At 56.2% G+C, this 18916-nt stretch carries 16 protein-coding genes; 9 read left to right on the top strand and 7 right to left on the bottom strand.

The window, feature by feature from the left end; all coding sequences use genetic code 11:
* Window positions 1-107: 107 nt before the first annotated feature.
* A complete protein-coding gene (gene metE, locus ACIPY9_RS06390) occupies window positions 108-2417 on the bottom strand; it encodes a 5-methyltetrahydropteroyltriglutamate--homocysteine S-methyltransferase (RefSeq protein WP_400698194.1) in 2310 nt (769 codons plus the stop codon).
* A 106-nt stretch (window positions 2418-2523) separates the two neighbouring features.
* Between metE and metR the strand changes: the two genes are divergently transcribed.
* Window positions 2524-3441: a transcriptional regulator MetR gene (metR, locus tag ACIPY9_RS06385; protein ID WP_400698191.1), complete on the top strand. Its 918-nt coding sequence runs from the start codon at window positions 2524-2526 to the stop codon at window positions 3439-3441.
* A gap of 134 nt (window positions 3442-3575) precedes the next feature.
* Here metR and ACIPY9_RS06380 read toward each other — a convergent pair whose 3' ends face one another.
* From ACIPY9_RS06380 to ACIPY9_RS06370, 3 genes are all read right to left on the bottom strand, one after another.
* On the bottom strand, window positions 3576-3983 hold the full coding sequence (locus ACIPY9_RS06380) for an NUDIX domain-containing protein (RefSeq protein WP_400698188.1): 408 nt from the start codon (window positions 3981-3983) through the stop codon (window positions 3576-3578).
* Window positions 3980-5071 carry a D-alanine--D-alanine ligase gene (ddlA, locus tag ACIPY9_RS06375; protein WP_400698185.1) on the bottom strand — a complete coding sequence of 364 codons (1092 nt, stop codon included), beginning with the start codon at window positions 5069-5071 and terminating at the stop codon, window positions 3980-3982. The genes ACIPY9_RS06380 and ddlA overlap by 4 nt, the downstream gene beginning before the upstream one ends.
* A 134-nt stretch (window positions 5072-5205) precedes the next feature.
* Complete coding sequence (locus ACIPY9_RS06370) at window positions 5206-5484, bottom strand: type B 50S ribosomal protein L31 (RefSeq protein ID WP_400698182.1); 279 nt, start codon at window positions 5482-5484, stop codon at window positions 5206-5208.
* Between the two features lie 330 nt (window positions 5485-5814).
* On the opposite strand from ACIPY9_RS06370, the gene ACIPY9_RS06365 reads away from it, so the two are divergent.
* From ACIPY9_RS06365 to ACIPY9_RS06350, 4 genes are all read left to right on the top strand, one after another.
* A complete protein-coding gene (locus ACIPY9_RS06365) occupies window positions 5815-6180 on the top strand; it encodes a hypothetical protein (protein ID WP_400698179.1) in 366 nt (121 codons plus the stop codon).
* A gap of 291 nt (window positions 6181-6471) precedes the next feature.
* Window positions 6472-8085, top strand: a complete 1614-nt coding sequence (locus ACIPY9_RS06360; RefSeq protein ID WP_400698176.1) for an FMN-binding glutamate synthase family protein — start codon at window positions 6472-6474, stop codon at window positions 8083-8085.
* 165 nt (window positions 8086-8250) lie between these two features.
* Window positions 8251-9384 (top strand): OpgC domain-containing protein, encoded by a 1134-nt coding sequence (locus ACIPY9_RS06355; RefSeq protein WP_400698173.1) that lies wholly within the window; start codon window positions 8251-8253, stop codon window positions 9382-9384.
* Window positions 9385-9426: 42 nt separating this feature from the next.
* The gene (locus ACIPY9_RS06350) at window positions 9427-10275 is read left to right on the top strand and encodes a hypothetical protein (protein ID WP_400698171.1); all 849 of its coding nucleotides are present in this window, start codon (window positions 9427-9429) and stop codon (window positions 10273-10275) included.
* Between the two features lie 63 nt (window positions 10276-10338).
* Here ACIPY9_RS06350 and ACIPY9_RS06345 read toward each other — a convergent pair whose 3' ends face one another.
* A complete protein-coding gene (locus ACIPY9_RS06345; protein ID WP_400698168.1) occupies window positions 10339-11208 on the bottom strand; it encodes a hypothetical protein in 870 nt (289 codons plus the stop codon).
* 300 nt (window positions 11209-11508) lie between these two features.
* Here ACIPY9_RS06345 and ACIPY9_RS06340 point away from each other — a divergent pair, with 300 nt between their 5' ends.
* Complete coding sequence (locus ACIPY9_RS06340; protein WP_400698165.1) at window positions 11509-12192, top strand: hypothetical protein; 684 nt, start codon at window positions 11509-11511, stop codon at window positions 12190-12192.
* A 57-nt stretch (window positions 12193-12249) separates the two neighbouring features.
* On the opposite strand, the gene ACIPY9_RS06335 is transcribed toward ACIPY9_RS06340, so the two are convergent.
* Together ACIPY9_RS06335 and ACIPY9_RS06330 are read right to left on the bottom strand one after the other, a co-directional pair.
* Window positions 12250-13098, bottom strand: coding sequence for a hypothetical protein (locus ACIPY9_RS06335; RefSeq protein ID WP_400698163.1), 849 nt, complete (start codon window positions 13096-13098; stop codon window positions 12250-12252).
* A 2-nt stretch (window positions 13099-13100) separates the two neighbouring features.
* Window positions 13101-14030 (bottom strand): hypothetical protein, encoded by a 930-nt coding sequence (locus ACIPY9_RS06330; RefSeq protein WP_400698160.1) that lies wholly within the window; start codon window positions 14028-14030, stop codon window positions 13101-13103.
* A 305-nt stretch (window positions 14031-14335) separates the two neighbouring features.
* On the opposite strand from ACIPY9_RS06330, the gene ACIPY9_RS06325 reads away from it, so the two are divergent.
* From ACIPY9_RS06325 to ACIPY9_RS06315, 3 genes are all read left to right on the top strand, one after another.
* Complete coding sequence (locus ACIPY9_RS06325) at window positions 14336-17476, top strand: transglycosylase domain-containing protein (protein ID WP_400698157.1); 3141 nt, start codon at window positions 14336-14338, stop codon at window positions 17474-17476.
* Window positions 17477-17548: 72 nt separating this feature from the next.
* Entirely contained in the window at window positions 17549-18145 is a 597-nt protein-coding gene (locus ACIPY9_RS06320) for a PadR family transcriptional regulator (RefSeq protein ID WP_400698154.1), read from the top strand.
* Entirely contained in the window at window positions 18142-18912 is a 771-nt protein-coding gene (locus ACIPY9_RS06315) for a siderophore-interacting protein (protein ID WP_400698152.1), read from the top strand. The genes ACIPY9_RS06320 and ACIPY9_RS06315 overlap by 4 nt, the downstream gene beginning before the upstream one ends.
* The last annotated feature ends 4 nt before the right edge of the window (window positions 18913-18916 follow it).

Raw genomic sequence — 18916 nt, 5'->3', positions numbered from 1 at the left:
ATCCCCAGTAGGCACCCAGTCTGATGATGTTTTTCAGAGCGCGCTGCCACAGTTGCGTGACAGTTTGATGAATCGGGATCAACGGCAACCTTGAAGGCCTGATCCCCTTACAGCACCCTGGTTCTCAATTGCCGAGCAGCGGCCACCATGTTGACCAGTGCCGCCTCGGTTTCCGGCCAGCCACGGGTCTTGAGGCCACAGTCCGGGTTGATCCACAGGCGCTCGGCCGGGATGCGCTGCACAGCCTTGGTCATCAGCTTGACCATCTCGGAGGTGTCCGGAACCCGTGGCGAATGAATGTCGTAGACACCCGGCCCGATGTCGTTCGGATAGTCGAACGCCTCGAAGGCGTCCAGCAACTTCATGTCCGAACGCGAGGTTTCGATGGTGATCACGTCCGCGTCCATGGCCGCGATGGACTCGATCACATCGTTGAATTCGCTGTAACACATGTGGGTATGGATCTGGGTTTCGTCACGCACACCCGAGGCGCACAGGCGAAACGCTTCCACGGCCCAGTCCAGATACTCCTGCCATTGCGCCTTGCGCAGCGGCAGGCCTTCACGGAAAGCCGCCTCGTCGATCTGAACGATCTTGATCCCGGCCCGCTCCAGGTCCACCACTTCGTCACGAATCGCCAGCGCCAGTTGCTGCGCCTGAACCTTGCGGGACACGTCTTCGCGCGGGAACGACCACATCAGCATGGTTACAGGGCCGGTCAGCATGCCCTTCATGACCTTGCCGGTCAGGCTCTGGGCATAGCGAATCCATTCCACGGTCATCGCTGCCGGACGGCTCAGGTCACCAAATATTACCGCCGGTTTGACGCACCGCGAACCGTAGCTCTGCACCCAGCCAAAACGGCTGAACACGTAGCCATCCAGTTGCTCGGCAAAGTATTCGACCATGTCGTTGCGCTCGGCCTCGCCATGAACCAGCACGTCCAGCCCCAGACGCTCCTGGATCTGCACCGCATGGCGGATTTCATGGCGCATGGCGTCGGTGTAGTCATTGAGCGAAAGTTTGCCTTGCTTGTAGGACTGACGCGCCAGACGAATCGAAGACGTCTGCGGGAATGAGCCAATGGTTGTTGTAGGGAAAGCCGGTAATTGCAAACGGGCACGCTGCACTTCAATACGCTTGGCGAACGGTGACTGACGCTGGGTATCGGCTTGGGTAACCGAAGCCAGACGCGCCTGGACTTCAGGCTTGTGGATTCGCGGCGACTGCTTGCGGCTGGTCTGTACTGCACGGCTCTGAGCCAGAGCAGCGAGTACGCCGGGGTTTTGCGGATCATTCAGTGCCTGACTGAGCACTGCGATTTCTCCACACTTCTGCACGGCAAACGCCAGCCAGCTTTTCAGTTCGGCGTCGAAGCGGTCTTCACGATCCAGGTTGACCGGGCTGTGCAGCAATGAACATGAACCCGCGACCCACAGGTTATCGCCAAAACGTGTCTGAGCCTGTTGCAGCGCTTCCAGCGCCTTGTCCAGATCACAGCGCCAGACGTTACGCCCGTTGACCACGCCCAGGGACAGCACTTTATAGCTCGGCAGGCGATCCAGAACGGCAGCAAGCTGCTCCGGTGCGCGGACCAGATCGATGTGCAGGCCATCGACCGGCAGGGAAACCGCCAGCCCGAGGTTGTCTTCCAGCCCACTGAAGTAGGTGGCAACGAGTTTCTTCAGCGGCGAGTATTGCAGGCTGTGATAGGTGCGCTCGAAGGCATTCTTCCAGTCCTGAGGCAGGTCAAGGGTCAGGATCGGCTCGTCGATCTGTACCCACTCCACGCCTTGTGCAGCCAGACGCCCCAGAATTTCTCCATATAACGGCAGCAGACGATCCAGCAGGTCGAGCTTGTTGAAATCACTCCCCTTGGCCTTGCCCAGCCACAGGTAGGTCAGCGGGCCGATCAGGACTGGCTTGACCTTGTGGCCCAGTGCCCGCGCTTCATCGACTTCTTCAAACAGTTGCTTCCAGCTCAGTTTGAAACGTTGATCCTGCGTGAACTCGGGGACCAGATAGTGGTAATTGGTGTCGAACCATTTGGTCAGTTCCTGAGCGTATTGCGCCTTGGCCTGCGCGGCGCCACAGCAGGTGCTTGCCCCTCGCGCCATGGCGAACAGGGTGTCGAGCGTCGGCAGGCCCGCCGGGCTTTTCAGGTCAGCAAAGCGTTCGGGAATGACACCGAAGGTCAGCGAATGGGTCAGAACCTGGTCGTACCAGGCGAAATCACCAACGGGCAGCAGTTCGATACCCGCGTCTTTCTGCAGTTGCCAATGGGCGGCACGCAATTCACGCCCCACAGCACGGAGGCCGTCCTGATCCAGGTCGCCCTTCCAACAGGCCTCCAACGCTTTCTTCAGTTCGCGGTCAGCACCAATGCGCGGAAATCCAAGGTTGTGAGCCAAAGCCATGCTGCGTCCTCCATAAAAGATGGCGCTATTGTCGACAGCCAGGCAAACATGAGACAAACTCATTGTTTTCTTGTTGGTCACAAATTTTATTCATGGAGCGCTGAAGGTGCTTGAAATACGCCACCTCAAAACCCTGCACGCCCTGCGCGAAGCCGACAGCCTTGTGGAGGCCGCCGAACGCCTGCACCTGACCCAGTCCGCCCTCTCCCACCAGTTCAAGGAGCTGGAAGAACGCATGGGCATGCAGTTGTTCGTGCGCAAGACCAAACCGGTGCGGTTTACCAGCGCGGGGCTACGCCTGCTGCAACTGGCCGATACCCTCTTGCCGCAACTGCGCAGTGCCGAGCGTGACATTGCGCGGCTGGCCGGTGGCACGGCCGGGCGTCTGCACATGGCCATCGAATGCCATAGCTGCTTTCAATGGCTGATGCCCACGATCGATCAATTCCGTGATGCCTGGCCTGAAGTGGAACTGGACCTGTCCTCAGGGTTTTCCTTCGCCCCCTTGCCGGCCCTGGCCCGTGGCGATCTGGACCTGGTGGTCACTTCCGATCCGCAGGAAATTCCGGGCATCACCTATGTGCCGCTGTTCACTTACGAAGCGATGCTCGCCGTGGCCAATCAGCATGTGCTGGCGGGCAGGCCGTACATCGTGCCTGAAGATCTGGTCACCGAGACGCTGATCACCTACCCTGTGGAACGGGACCGGCTGGATATTTTCACCCGCTTCCTGGAGCCCGCCGACATTGAACCGGCACAGGTCCGCACCTCTGAACTGACGGTCATGATGATGCAACTGGTGGCCAGCGGACGGGGGGTATGCGGCATGCCGCACTGGGCACTGCACGAGTACAGTTCGCGGGGTTACGTGAAAGCCAAGCGGCTGGGGGACAAGGGGTTGTTCGCCACCCTGTATGCGGCGATTCGCGCCGACATGCTGGACGCGCCTTACATGCGGGATTTTCTGCTGACGGCCAAGGACACGTCGTTCTCGACGCTCGATGGGGTCAGTGCGGTGCGCTGAGACACGCGCCTTCAAACGAGCGCAGGAGCAGATTCATTCGTGAAGAAGCCAGTACATCCGGTCAATATTGACCGGATGGTGGTCTGTCTTCGCGGATGAATCCGCTCCCGCACCGTGTGCGCATTGGCGTCAGATCAGGCTTCTTCGCGCATCTCACGATACAGCGGCAGAATCAGATCGCGGGTCAGGGGAGCCAGTTCCAGCGTTGGCGGCACTTCGGGCCCGACCCAGATGATCTCCTCGATCTCGGCCGCAGGCACCACCTGGACATCGGTGCGTACCCCGAACAGCTGGCAGCGCACTTCAAAACCCGGTTCGTTGGCCGCTGGCGCACTGAACTCACCGAGGAAAATGGCCTGCTGCGGGTCGATCTCAAGCCCCAGCTCTTCCTGCAGTTCCCGAACCAGCGCATTCGCTGCGGGCTCATCCGCTTCGATCTTGCCGCCCGGCTGCATGAATGCTTCGGTACCACGCTTGCGCACCAGCAGGGTCCGGCCATCCGGGCCAATCAGCAAGGCGGCGGCAATGTTGATGATCTTCATGCAAAAATGTCCGTCTTCAGCAATCGAGCCTCATCATCGCGCTCCAGTGCCAGCACGATCAAGCGGTCGATCAGCCCGGCGTAGGACAAGCCAGTGGCCTGCCACAGCTTGGGGTACATGCTGATGGACGTGAAACCCGGGATCGTGTTGATCTCGTTGATGATGATGTCCCGCGCTTCGGTCACGAAGAAGTCGACCCGTGACAGCCCGGCACAGCCCAGAACCCGGTAGGCCTGCAACGCAACGTCGCGTACCTGTTCACTCAGTTCGGGGGCCAGCTCGGCCGGAATCGCGATGCGTGCCTGATCGCCATTGAGGTACTTGGTGTCGTAGGCGTAGAACTCGTCATTGGCGATGACTTCACCGCACACGCTGACCTGCGGATCGCGGTTGCCCAGCACGGCGCATTCCACTTCACGGCCGACAATGCCCTGCTCGATCAGAACCTTGTGGTCGAACTCGAAGGCCAGTGCCAGGGCCGCCACGAAGCCGGCTTCGTCGGTCACCTTGCTGACGCCCACCGACGACCCCTGGCTCGCCGGTTTGACGAACATCGGCAGCCCCAGTTGCCCGGCCACGTCGTCGAACGTCGCCGTCTGGCCGCGCGTCAGGACCACGAACGGGGCCACGCTGATGCCGGCATCACGCAACAGTCGCTTGGTCACATCCTTGTCCATGCAGGCAGCAGAGCCCAGCACGTCCGGCCCGACAAAAGGAATGGCCAGCAGACGCAGCAGGCCTTGCAGGGAGCCGTCTTCGCCAAAGGCTCCGTGGATCAATGGAAATACGACATCGATACGCTTGAGCGGTTTGCCCGATTCAACCTCGACGAACTGCCCGTCCGTACTGCCGGGCAACAAGGCCAGAAGGCTGCCTGAGGTGCTGAGCCTGATCTTTGCAGGATCGCTCGCATTGAGCAGGTAATCGCTTTCATCGAACCGCAACCAGCGGCCCAGCTTGTCAATGCCGATCAAGGTCAGCTCATAGCTTTCGCGATCGATGGCATTGATCACGTTGCGTGCCGACTGCAACGAAACTTCATGCTCGCTGGACTGCCCACCGAAAACGATGGCGACTGATTTTTTCAAAGCGGGTACTCCTGTTTTTCAGGCCGCGAAGATAAAAGCAATCCCCGGTGTTAGTCCAGAAAAGCAGGCAAAAAAATCCCCGATTCAGAGCAATCCTGCACAGATCGCGCCGAACCGGGGAATGAAACGCCTCATCAGGCTGCCGACGGGCCTTTCTTGTTGCCGGACCCGAAGGTCGCAAAACGTTTGTTGAAGCCCGCGATACGGCCTTCGGTCGTGGTCTTGCGTTGCTGTCCGGTGTACATCGGGTGCGAAGCGCTGGAAACGTCCAGAGCGACATAAGGATAGGTATTGCCGTCGGTGTGCAGTTGCGTGCGATCCGTGTCGACCGTGGAACCGATCAGGAAATAGACGTCAGCAGCGGTATCGTGGAACAGGACGGTGCGATAGGCAGGGTGGATATCGGGTTTCATGGGGTGCTCCGGGTGGACATCAATTGATTTGTTATACCATAACATATTGTTTCGCTTTAATGATAATCAATGTCATTGGAGCCCAGTCTCCCGAACTTGATCGGGCTGCCGCTTGAAGCTATGGTTCGCCCCCCGACTCTGCCAATTCAGCGGCCCGGAATGGAGCTCCCGGTTTACTGGTAGCCAGGACAGCACGCCTTTTGTATCCGTAGCGACATGGCATCCAGTCAAGGGCGAGCCGCGGCATGCCAGTGCCTACTAGCCAGTCAGATCAATCGCACGTCGATGGGTCCCGACTGCGGATGGAATAACAAGTCAGTAGGATTTCTCATGTCTGATAGCACCCACTACGACCTGCCTCAATACGCTTACGAGCGCTTGATCGAGGCCCGCGACTCACTGCGCTTGCTCGACGGCTACGTCAACAAGACCGATGTGCTCTGTAACCCTTCAATGCTGGTGGGCTATGTCTCGATGCTACAAAGCGCCCTGCACGACATCATCACCGCCAGCACCCCTGCCGAACCTCGCGACTCCTTCATGCGCAAGGCTGATGAACTGGGTTTCATTGCACTCAATCCCAAGGAGCAGGCACTGATCCAGCACTTGCGCTGGACTAACCTGGAAGGGCGTGAAGATATTTATGCCATGGCCGAACGGCTGCGGCATATCAAGCCGTGGGTATTGGAAAGCTGAGAAGACAGCTTTTTTATTACCCCGTCATGCCTGAATCCAGACGTCTCGGCAGCTCTCCCTCCAAACCAGCCGCCCCATTTGACGGCTTGCGCCTCTCAGGAGCAAAGACGCCCCTCTTTGCCCTTATTCATTTATGACTCGCCTGCTACATTTCATCGTGGCCTCACCCTGAAAACGACTCGTGGGCCTACAACGATGTATATGCAACCCTGCGGTCCTGCGTGCACAGACACGCAGAGAAAAAGACAGGGCGCATTTGTGTGAAAACCGCCATTAGCCCAAGGATGTCGTATGAGCCTTTCGTTACTCAGTCGTTATGCAGTCTTCGTTGTTTGCGTGCTGTTCACTCTGTTCAGCCTGCCGTTCTGGCATCACGAATGGCTATGGCCTTTCACGCTGTTGACGGCCGTATTGAGCGTGATCGGTATGATCGATCTGCTGCAATCGCCTCATTCGGTGCGTCGCAATTACCCCATCCTGGGCAATATCCGCTATGCCGTGGAGGCCATCCGCCCGGAGATCCGCCAATACCTGCTCGAGTCCGACAGCGATGCCCTGCCCTTCTCCCGTGCCCAGCGCTCGCTGGTCTATTCCCGGGCCAAGAACGAATCGGCGGACAAGCCGTTCGGCACCTTGAAAGATGTGTATGAAGCCGGCTTTGAATTCATCGGCCACTCCATGCGCCCGGCACCGTTGAGCGACCCGAACTCGTTTCGCGTGATGATCGGTGGTCCCCAATGTTCTCAGCCGTACTCGGCATCGATCTTCAATATCTCGGCCATGAGCTTTGGTTCGCTCAGCGCCAATGCCATTCGGGCCTTGAATCAGGGCGCCCGGCTTGGCAATTTCGCCCACGACACCGGGGAAGGCAGCATCAGCCCTTATCACCGCGAGCATGGAGGTGACCTGACCTGGGAACTGGGCAGCGGTTACTTTGGCTGTCGCACCGCCGATGGCCGGTTCGACCCGGAACGCTTTGCAGCACAGGCGCGTGATCCGCAGGTGCGCATGATTGAAATCAAGATGAGCCAGGGCGCCAAACCGGGTCACGGCGGCATATTGCCCAAGCACAAGGTCACACAGGAAATCGCCGAAACCCGCGGCATCCAGATGGGCGAGGATTGCATTTCACCGTCTCGCCACAGTGCCTTTTCGACCCCTTATGAATTGATGCAATTCATCGCCCGGTTGCGCGAGCTGTCTGGCGGCAAGCCGATCGGCTTCAAATTCTGTCTGGGGCATCCCTGGGAGTTCATGGGCATCGCCAAGGCCATGATCGAGACCGGCATCTACCCTGACTTCATCGTCATCGACGGGGCCGAAGGCGGCACAGGCGCTGCGCCGGTCGAGTTCACCGATCACATGGGCTCACCCATGCGCGAAGGCTTGCTGTTCGTCCATAACACACTGGTGGGCCTGAACCTGCGGGACAAGATCAAGCTGGGTGCCAGCGGCAAGATCGTCAGCGCCTTCGATATCGCCAGCGTGCTGGCCATCGGCGCCGACTGGGCCAACTCGGCGCGCGGCTTCATGTTTGCCATCGGTTGTATCCAGTCGCAAAGCTGCCACACCAATAAATGCCCGACCGGCGTCGCCACCCAGGACGCCCTGCGCCAACGGGCGCTGGTGGTTCCGGACAAGGCTCAGCGAGTGTTCAATTTCCATCGCAATACCCTCAAGGCCCTGGCCGAGATGCTCGCCGCCGCCGGGCTTGACCATCCCTCTCAACTGGAAGCGAAACATTTGGTGCGACGCATGTCCGCAACGGAAATCAAGCTCTTCTCCCAGACCCATGTGTTCCTGCAACCGGGCCAGTTGCTCAATGGCATTCAGGACGACAGTTTCTATTCGAGGATGTGGCAGATGGCACGCTCGGACAGCTTCGAGGCTGCCGAGATCGATTAACGTCCCCATCAATGACGGAGACATTCTGTAATAGCCCGGCTTTTGCATTTCCCGTCGATTAACGCCACCCTGCCGCGCCGCCGACCGACACTGACTGGCGGTGCGGAACCTCAGTCCCCTGCGGCTGATCCTTATTCAATCGACACACTTCAAGAGCCCACCGTTATGACTAACGGACGCGATTATCGAATCGACTTCTTTCGAGGTCTGGCGCTGATCTTCATTTTCTGGGATCACGTGCCCGACAACCCGCTTGCACAGCTGACCGTGCGCAACTTCGGCTTCAGCGATGCCGCAGAGATATTCGTCTTTCTGGCCGGTTACGCCGCCATCCTGGCCTACGGACGTATCGCCCGACGCGACGGGATGATGGTGGCCTGCGTGCGTATCCTGCGCCGCACCTGGGTGCTGTATGTGGTGCACATCTTCCTGCTGACCCTGTTGATGGGCATTGTCTTCGTCGCCAACAACCATGTCGAAACCCGTGACATGGTCCAGCAGATGGGCCTCGAATACTTTGTCGGCAATCCGCAACAGGCTCTGGCCGACGAATTGCTGCTGCGCTTCAAACCCAACCTGACCGACCCGTTACCGCTCTACATCCTGCTATTGCTGGCTCTGCCGCTGATCCTGCCCTTGATGCTGCGCAAGGTCGAGATTGCGGTCGGCCTGTCCATTGCGCTGTACATGATGGTGCCGCTGTTCGGCTGGAACCTGCGGGCCTATGAAGGGGGCGGAGTCTGGTACTTCAACCCCGTGGCCTGGCAACTGCTGTTCGTGCTGGGAGGGGCCTGTGCATTGCGAACCCGCGATGCACCTGTCATCCGCGAACATCGTCCCTTGCACCGGCAACCGCTTTTTCTGTTGGCGACATTCTATGTCCTGATCGCCGGCGTGCTGACCTTCTGCGAAAAGTGGCCAGAACTGCATGGCGCACTGACAACAGCCATGGGCCTTGAAAGCCTGTACCCCATCAGCAAGACCGACCTGGCACCTGTCCGTCTCCTGCATTTTCTGGCTCTGGTCTACGTGGTCGCCAGGCTGCTGCCCACCCGTCAGACCTGGCTCGACAACTGGCCCGCACAACAAACCTGCCGCATGGGGCGCTACTCGCTGGAAATCTTCTGCCTGGGGGTATTACTCGCGCCACTGGCCGATATGGCCAACGCCCTGGCTGGCGACACATGGCCGATGCAAGTCACCACCGCCCTTGTCGGACTGGGCTTGATGGTCTTGATGGCCAATGGACTGGAATTGAACAAACGGCTGGGGAAACCACAGAAAGTAGTCACGGCCTGAAAGCGGCCGTGTAGAAAGTCTTTCAACCGATCGAGCAGATAAATGTCTGCTCGATCTTTTTACCCGGTAGAAAATACTTGCCTTGTTTTTGAGGACAGCATCGCACAAAAGCTGTTTCTCGGAATATTCCCACAGCGTTATCAGGCCAAGTTTCATGTTCAGTGGCCGTTATCAAAAGGGAGTCAATTATTTCGGGGAATGCACATCATGAATATAAACAGCATCTCGCCACATATTGTAAAACCTCAACCACTCATCCGTTCCGAAACTCCAGGTGCCGAAAAAATACCGACGGCTGAAGCAGAGTCTGTTTTGAGTGTCAAAGAGGCACGAGCGAAAGCGTTCTATACGAGGGAGGAAGAGCCTTGGGTGGGGAAGTTTTATTACAATGGCAAAATCGGTGCTGAGGAGATCAAGACGCCGATGACCAAAGAAATATTCCTTGACTTTAAGAGAGCGAGTTCCGCTTCACAGCTTAGAATTCAACAATCCATATACGATACATTCAGAAAGGAACTGATTGACTTGAAGCCAGAGCTGGCCAATAAAGGTTTCAGTTATACGCTTGGCGATGATGCACAAATCAAGGTTATTTCTTATGAAAACAGCCTGAGTGAGGATGACCTGCAATGGCTCACGAAAGCCCTCAACGGCACTCAGGCATTCAAGGAAAGTGTTCAATCTCATGCAAAAATCATGATGACTCTTGTCGATCATGATACGGAAATATTTGGCGAAAAATACAACCTGAACCTTCTGAATTTTCAGAACACCATTGATTACGGAAAAATCATAGCCATCCGAAAAAACGATTTAAATGATGGATGGATACAGCAGATACATCAGAATGCAGAGAAACGCGAAACACACCTACTTTATATCAAAGCCTGACCAATGAAAAAGGCACTCAACCTGAGCAAACCTGGCTGAGTGCCTTTCAGTCAAAAACACACTTCAACTTCTTGACCAATTAACCAGCATTCGCTTACAAACATGTCCAAAATCGTACTTATACGGTTGCTCTGCCCTATCTTCCAGAAGCACATTAAACGCTCTGTAGTGCCCTACTCTGTATAGCGTAGCCCATGTATTTTTACCCTTGACATGGTTCTTATGGACAAAATTCTTCGCATACTTACCTCCGTCACATCGATTGAATTCGATAAGCTCTGAAATTTTTCCGGCAGAATCGGATATCCAGGTTTTTGTAATTTCCTTTTCTCCCTGATGAGGCTCCAACTCAAACCTCATCACCCCGCCCTCCAGCGGAAACGCCTTGCTGTCGGTAAACCAGGCCTCAAGCAATGCCTTTGTATACGCCTGAGTGGCCAGGAAGGGAGGATCGGTCAAACCATGGGGTATTTTCAGAAAACCTTCTTCGTGATGCAGCTCGTAGCGCATATGAGGATATGAACCCAACACCACCTGATAAGCAGCCTGCTGAAACTGTGCCTCTTCAAGAGCCATCACACGAACCTTGACTGTTGATCCCGGCTTCAGATTTTTGATAGCCACCGGACTATTGAAAGCCTTGGTTTCCCATTGGCCCCCATCAACCTGGTACTCGACCTTCCACAGACTATTACCCACGCTAAACCCCGGAGTCGCCAGCAAGACATCCTGACCTCGTACCGAGGTAAAGCTATAGCGAGACATCGCTGTAGGATTCGGTAACGCGCCATCAATCTGATGAAGCCGATCACTCAGTTCGGTAAAAACATCGCCTGACGCAGCCTGTGTCTGCTGCGCCAAGCCATGACAGGAAGCGGCCAGTAAAACACCCGATATCCAGGTACGATAAAACCATTTTTTATTCTTGTTCATGATAGGTCCTTCAAAACTTACGCCATTTAATGCTGGGCATACTCGCCACTGCCTTTAAAAAAGCAATCACTGCACGACATAAAAATCAATCGATCTTATTAATAGAAACACCCTACAGCCCAGCAGCACCCTCGCGCCACAAAGAAAGAGCGGACTGATACTTCCCACCCGGACGCCACATCTGACAACCCTGTCTCAAAAAAGCAATCGATCGGAATATTCCCACAGTATTATCAGGCCAAGTTTTACGTTTAACAGCCGTTATCAAAAGGGAGTAAATTATTTCGGGAAATGCACATCATGAATATAAATAGCATCTCGCCACATATTGTAAAACCTCAATCACTCATCCGCTCCGAAACTCCAGATGCCGAAAAAACATCGACGTCTGAAGCAAAGTCGGTATTGAGTGCCAAAGAAGCAAGGGCGAAAGCCTTCTATACGCGGGAGGAAGAGCCTTGGGTAGGGAAATTTTATATATACGGGGATGATTTTATAAAGTCCGAGCTACGTCCCATGACCAAAGATATCTATCTACGGGATCAAGAAACAGGTGCAAGCATAGAGCTCACCCTTCAACAGTGCTACTACGATAGATTCAGAAAAGAGCTTGTCGACCTGCGACCAGACCTCGCCAACAAAGGTTTCAGCTATACGCTGGGCGATGACGCACAAGTCAAGGTTATCGCAACGGCCAACACCCTGAGCGAGGATGACATCACTTGGCTGACAAAAGCCCTCAACAATTTTGGGCGACTCCAGGAAAGTGTCCAATCCCACGCAAGAATAATGATGACCCTCGTCGATCATGACACAGAGAAGTTCGGCGGAAAATACAACCTGAGCCTTCTGAACTTTCAGGACACCATTGACTATGGAAAAGTCGTCGCTATCCGGAAGAACGATTTAAGTGAAGAATGGATACGACAGATCCATCAGAATGCAGAAAAACGCGAAACACTGCTGATTGATATCAACGCCTGACCATGAGGAAAAGCACTCAGTCTCAATGGTTCAGACTGAGTGCTCTTTAGTCAACCTTTAACTTCTTGACCAATTGACCAGCATTCTCTTGCAAATGTGCCCAAAATCGTACTCATGCGGCTTATCTGCCATGCTTTCCAGAAGCACATTGATCGGAATGTACGTTCCAGTTTTGTATCGAGTCCCCCATGTATTTCGACTCTTATCTTTATGGATAAAATTACCCGCATAACTGCCACCTTCGCAACGATTAAACGTGATAACTTCTGAAATGCTCCCAGCCATATCAGACATAAAAGTCTTGATGATCTTTTTTTCCCCTTCATTTGGCCTCAACTCAAACCTCATCACCCCGCCCTCCAGCGGAAACGCCTTGCTGTCGGTAAACCAGGCCTCAAGCAATGCCTTTGTATACGCCTGAGTGGCCAGGAAGGGAGGATCGGTCAAACCATGGGGTATTTTCAGAAAACCTTCTTCATGGTGCAGCTCATAGCGCATATGGGGATACGAGCCCAGCACCACCTGATAAGCCATCTGCTGGAACTGCGCTCCCTCAACAGCCATCACGCGCATCCTGACCGTTGATCCCGGTTTCAGGTTTCTGATAGCCACCGGACTATTGAAAGCCTTGGTTTCCCAGTTTCCACCATCAATCTGGTACTCAACCCTCCACAGGCTATTGCCCACGCTAAACCCCGGTGTAGCCAACAAGACATCCTGACCGCGTACCGAAATAAAGCTGTAGCGATGTATCGTTTCGATCCCCTGTAATGTGCGCTCGATTTGATGAAGCCGATCGCTCAGTTCAGTGAACTCACCTTCCGTACTCTTCTCGACGAAGGCAAGGGTGTGGCAGGAGACCGTCAATAGAACACCAGAAATCAACGCATGAAAAAACCGCCTCACGTCTAATGACCTCCACTGACTAAAGTGCGCCGACACAAATGCCCAAACGCATACTCATGCGGTTTATCTTCCAGACGGCCCGGCAGTGCGTTACTGGCGCTGTACCTTCCGACCTTGTAACGGATACTCCATGTATTCCGGCCCGTTCTCTCATCGGTGAAACTGCCTGCCCGCTCGCCACCTTCGCAACGGTTGAATTCAATGAACCTTGAAACCTTGCCCAGGCTGTCAGAGATGAAGGTCCTGTGAATTTCCTTGTACCCGTCATGGGGTAGCAGCCTGAAGTCCATCACAGCCCCTGCCACGGGATGTCCTTTGCTATCGGTAAACGTGGCGTCGAGCAGTGCTCGGGTAGAGGCCTGGGTCGCCAATACAGCCGACGTGGTCAAGCCATCGGGTATTCTCAGTACACCCTCCTCATGACGCAGTTCATAGCGCATGTGAGGGTAGGAGCCAAAAAACATACGGTAGTCAGCCTTTTCAAAACGGGCTCCGGCATTGGCCGTCACTCGAATATTGATCCGCGTTCCAGGGCTCAGGCCCTGGATGACTTCAGGCCCTTGATATTGCCTGGCCTTCCACGCTTGCCCTTCGATCTGGTATTCGACTTTCCACAGCGGATCAGGCCCGTCGTGTTCCAGCGTTGTCAGCAAGACATCCTGGCCACGTCGCGAGATAAAGTGATAACGATGAACCGATGTTTCATTTTCCAGTTGGTGATGGATCTGATGAATACGATCATCCAGAAAAGTGGAACTCGACCTGATGACCGTCTGCGTACCGACTCCAAGTCTGGCCGGTGAAACAGAAGTCTCTTGATGGTTTTCAGGCTGTGCAAAAGAATGGCATGAAACCGTCAATAGAATGCCGGGCAGCCAGGTATGAAAGTGCCGTCTTTTATTTTTATTCATGGTATTTCTCTCAATATCCAATACGTGGCTTCCTGCCACAGACAGCCTGGACATAATCATCAAGTAATCTGGATATCAATCCGGGTGGATGTTGAAAAAGAAAAATCCTACAAAATATAAAATTCGAGACTTAAAAGACTCACTCCACATTTTTTCTATCCGCCAGAAGCGCTCAAAAACCACATCGATATCGGCCAGAGGTCTCCGTCCCCGCTCAGTCTTTTGCTCTGAATTTTCCCACGACCTCAGACAATTTCTCCCGCAGCTCCGGCCAACGTCTAAGCTTGAGACAAGTGCGACCAACAGGGTGACCGGGCCAATCGATCATGGGTGTATTACGGCATTCCGATACCAGGCAAGGTGTGATTTCTGCTGATCGTCAGGATGACTCTCCCCCGTCGAAGCCTTTTCGTCGCAAGCGTTACGGATGGCGGGTGTTCTGGGTGGTCATGGCCATGGGCGGTGTTGCGCTGGGTGTCGCGATCGCCGTTGAAAGCCGCAGCTCAAGGCTTCAGGCAAAGGAGTTCAGTCGTTTTGCGTCCAGCCTGAGCTACTCGATGCAAGCCGGTCCGAGCGATTCGGTGGTGTATCCCGGCGAGGGGCCTTTCGACAAACGTTTGGGGTATTCGTCGATGGATGAATTCCTCTCACGTCTGCTCAAGCGTGACTACCTGATTACCCGACAGGCACATTTTTCTCCTGAACTACTGCGCTACAGCCAGAACGGTTTCTTCATACCCTACCAAGAGAAAATCCAGGCAGGCCTGTCGATCACCGATTGCCGGGGTGCGCCGCTGTATGAGTTTCGCTACCCACAACAGCTTTACCCCGACTTTGCCTCCATCCCGCCGCTGGTGGTGAATAGCCTCTTGTTTATCGAGAACCGGGACCTGCTCGATGAGCAGCAACCGCTGGCCAATCCTGCGGTGGATTGGCCGCGTTTCGTCAAGGCGGCCCTGTCGCAACTGGCCAAGGTATTCTCGATCCCGGGTCAGTCGGCAGGCGGCAGTACCCTGGCGACACAGCTGGAAAAATATCGTCACTCTCCCGACGGCCTGACGCAGTCCGGTTCGGAAAAGCTGCGGCAGATGATTTCTGCCAGTGTGCGGGCCTATCTGCCCGGCGAGCAGACCTTGCTGGCCCGCCAGCATGTCGTGCGCGACTACCTGAACAGTGTCCCGCTTTCCGCCGTACCGGGGCATGGCGAAGTGCATGGCATGGCGGAAGGTCTGCGGGTCTGGTTCGGGGCCGACTTTTCAAGAACCAATCAGGTACTCGCCGCTGACCCGCTGGATGCAAAGGGCCTGGCTGAAAAAGGCCTCGCGTTGCGAGAGGTGTTATCGCTGGTGATTGCCCAGCGCCGCCCCTCTTACTACCTGACCAAAGGGCGACTGGAGCTGGCAGACCTCACGGACAGCCATATTCGCCTGCTCTCACAGGCCGGGGTCATCGATCAGCCCTTGGCCGCGGCAGCACTGGCCAGCACCGTCACCTACCGCGACTGGGTGCAAGAGCCGACAATCCAGCCCATCGAGTCCAACAAGGGCATCAGCGTTGCCCGCAGCCGCTTGTCCAACCTGCTCAATCGCCCGCTCTACGACCTGGATCGACTCGACCTGTCAGCCACCAGCACCTTGCAGGGCGACCTGCAAACAAGCATCAGTCAGTACCTGCGCGACCTGGCGAACCCTGTATTCGCAGAAAAGGTCGGCCTGCTGGGCGAACGGTTGCTGACGCCGGCCAGCACGGCTCAGGTGCGCTACAGCTTCACCCTGTTCGAGCGCGGTCCTGACGGTTCGCGGGTCCGTGTCCAGACCGACAGTACCGATCAGCCGTTCGACATCAACGAGGGCAGCAAGCTTGAGCTGGGCTCCACCGCCAAGATGCGGGTACTCACCACCTACCTGGAAATCATTGCCGAGCTGCACGCGCGCTACTCGACAATGAGTATCGCCGAGCTGAGAAAAAGTCCGGTCGAAGAGCCTGACCGGCTGACCCGCTGGGCGCTGGATTACCTGATGCAGAACAAGGACCGGGACCTGTCGAAAATGCTGTCGGCGGCGCTGGATCGACAATATTCGGCCAGCCCTGGCGAAAGCTTTTTCACCGGTGGCGGTCTGCATCGCTTCAATAACTTCCGCCGCGAAGACAATGAACGGATTCCGACCCTGCGCGAGTCCTTGCGAGAATCGATCAACCTGCCCTTCATTCGCCTGATGCGCGACCTGGTGCGCTACAGCACCTACCAGGCCCCGAACAACAGCGCCGAGTTGCTCAAGGATGATGACAACCCGCGCCGCCAGGAATACCTGAGCCAGTTTGCCGACCGGGAAGGCACAGTGTTTCTCCTGAAGTTCTGGAAGCGCTACAAGGAAAAGTCCACCCAGGAACGGCTGGACACCTTCCTCGATGGCATCCACCCCACGGCAGTCCGGCTGGCAGCGGTGCACCGCTATCTGTTGCCCGGCGCGGATCAGGACACTTTCAATGCCTTTGTCCGCGCTCATCTGGACGATCCCAGGGCCACTCAGAAACTCACCGACAAACGCCTGACTGATCTGTACAAGAACTATGGGCCGGGCGCCTACGACTTGCCGGATCAAGGCTATATCGCCCGCGTTCACCCTCTGGACCTGTGGCTGTTGGGCTATCTGCTGAAAAACCCCGAAGCACAGTTCAAGGATGCCGTTGCCGCCAGCCGCCATGAACGCCAGGAAGTCTATGGCTGGCTGTTCAAGAGCCGGCACAAGAGTGCTCGTGACAGCCGGATACGGACGATGATGGAAGTCGAGGCCTTCCTGGACATCGAGCAGCGCTGGCAACGAGTGGGCTACCCGTTCGACCATCTGGTCCCGTCACTGGCAACCGCCATCGGCAGTTCGGGCGACCGCCCGGCAGCGCTGGCCGAGTTGATCGGCATCATTCAAAACGACGGCATTCGCCTGCCGGCCCTGCGCATCGACAGCCTGCATTTCGCCGCCGACACCCCCTATGAAACCGTACTGATCAGCAACCCGGAACTGGGCAAGCGGGTATTGCCTTCCGAGGTCGCGGCGGCCATGCGAGAGGCGCTGTCTCAGGTGGTCGATGGCGGTACGGCCAAACGGGTCCAGGGCACCTTCAAGTTGCAGGACGGCAGCGTCCTGGCGATGGGGGGCAAGACCGGGACCGGCGACAACCGGATCGAAAGCATCGGTGCGGGAGGACGGGTCATCAGTTCAAGAGCCATCAACCGCACCGCCACTTTTGTGTTCTACATCGGGGAAAACCATTTCGGCACGCTGACAGCCTTTGTCCCCGGACGCGCAGCCGAAGGCTTCAGGTTTACCTCGGCCTTGCCGGTGCAAGTCCTCAAGGGCATGGCGCCGATTCTCACGCCTTATCTGGAAAATGCCGGACATGCCATGTGCGGCCCGGCCTCATCCTCCCTGACAGCGGAACACAGCCCGACACCGACTTACAAATAAGAACCGTTCGTCTTTAACTCTTTGCACACACAATTAGATATATCTTAAGGTATATCTAAATCGTAACGAGAGATGAAGACAATGCGTGATGACCCTCACCGCCCCCACGATCGCCCCCTGCTTCGCGAATATGGCGATGGCCGGGACGGTTTTGAAAAACGCCCGGGCCGCGAGCGCGGCGGACGTGGCCCTCGAGTCTTTGCACCAGGCGACTTGAAACTGTTGCTGCTGGCCTTGATTGCCGAACAGCCCTGCCATGGCTATGACCTGATCCGCCAGATCGAGGGCATGTTCGACGGTGCCTACAGCCCCAGCCCCGGCGTGATCTACCCCACCCTGACCTTTCTTGAAGAAAGCGAGCTGATTCTGGGTGATGCCCAGGCCGGCAAGAAACGCTATGCCATCACCGATGCCGGTCAGGAATGGCTGACCGGCCAGGCCATTGCACTGGATGGCGTGCGTATGCGGATCGAAGTCAGCAAGCGCTCACTGCGCGGGCACGACCGGCCGCCTGAAATCCATGAAGCCGTGCATAACCTGCGTCATGCGCTGCAAATGCACCATGGGCGCTGGAACCCGGAAGAGATTCTTCGTGTTCGCGACCTGCTCAACGAAACCGCCAAATCCATCGTCGATGGCCCCCAATCTGTATCGGAGAAGTCCGTATGAATTCACAGCAAGAAATCCATCGTGTCAGCCATGAAATCAAAGTGCGCAAGCTTGAAGTGCTGCGCGTGACAAACCTGACGCCGCTGATGCGCCGTATCACCCTGCATGGCCCGCAGTTGGCGGGTTTCATCAGCCTGGGGACGGATGACCACGTCAAACTGCTGTTTCCACAGACGCCCGAAGAACAGGCAACGCTGGACAACTTCACACCCGGCGGCAGTGAAGACGGGCCACGCCCGGCCATGCGCGACTACACACCACGCCGTTACGACGAATCGACCGGCGAGCTGGATCTCGATTTCGTCCTGCACGGTGACGGCCCAGCCTCGACCTGGGCAGCTCAGGCAGAACCCGGCCAGCACCTGCATATCGCTGGCCCACGTGGTTCCATGATCGTCCCGGATATCTTCGACAGCTACCTGCTGATCGGTGACGAAACGGCCATCCCGGCCATTGCCCGTCGTCTGGAGTCGCTGCCCGCGAAACGTGTCGTACGGGCGCTGATCGAGATCGCGAACAAGGATGAACAGCAGGTCTTCAAAAGCCAGGCACAGGTCGATATCACCTGGGTCATTCGCGGCGAGCAAACGCTGCTGGATGCCACCCGCCAACTGACAATGCCTGAAGGCAGACTCTACGCCTGGGTGGCGACAGAAGCCGCTGTATCACGCAAGATCCGTCGTGTCTTGCTGGACGAATTCAAGCTCAATGACGGGTTCGTCAAGGCGGCGGGGTACTGGCGTCTGGATGAAAACGATGAAGAGTGATTGA

This window comes from Pseudomonas sp. NPDC089734 (genome assembly GCF_044748865.1).
GTDB lineage: Bacteria > Pseudomonadota > Gammaproteobacteria > Pseudomonadales > Pseudomonadaceae > Aquipseudomonas.
This window is presented reverse-complemented; position numbering and strand designations above follow the sequence as displayed.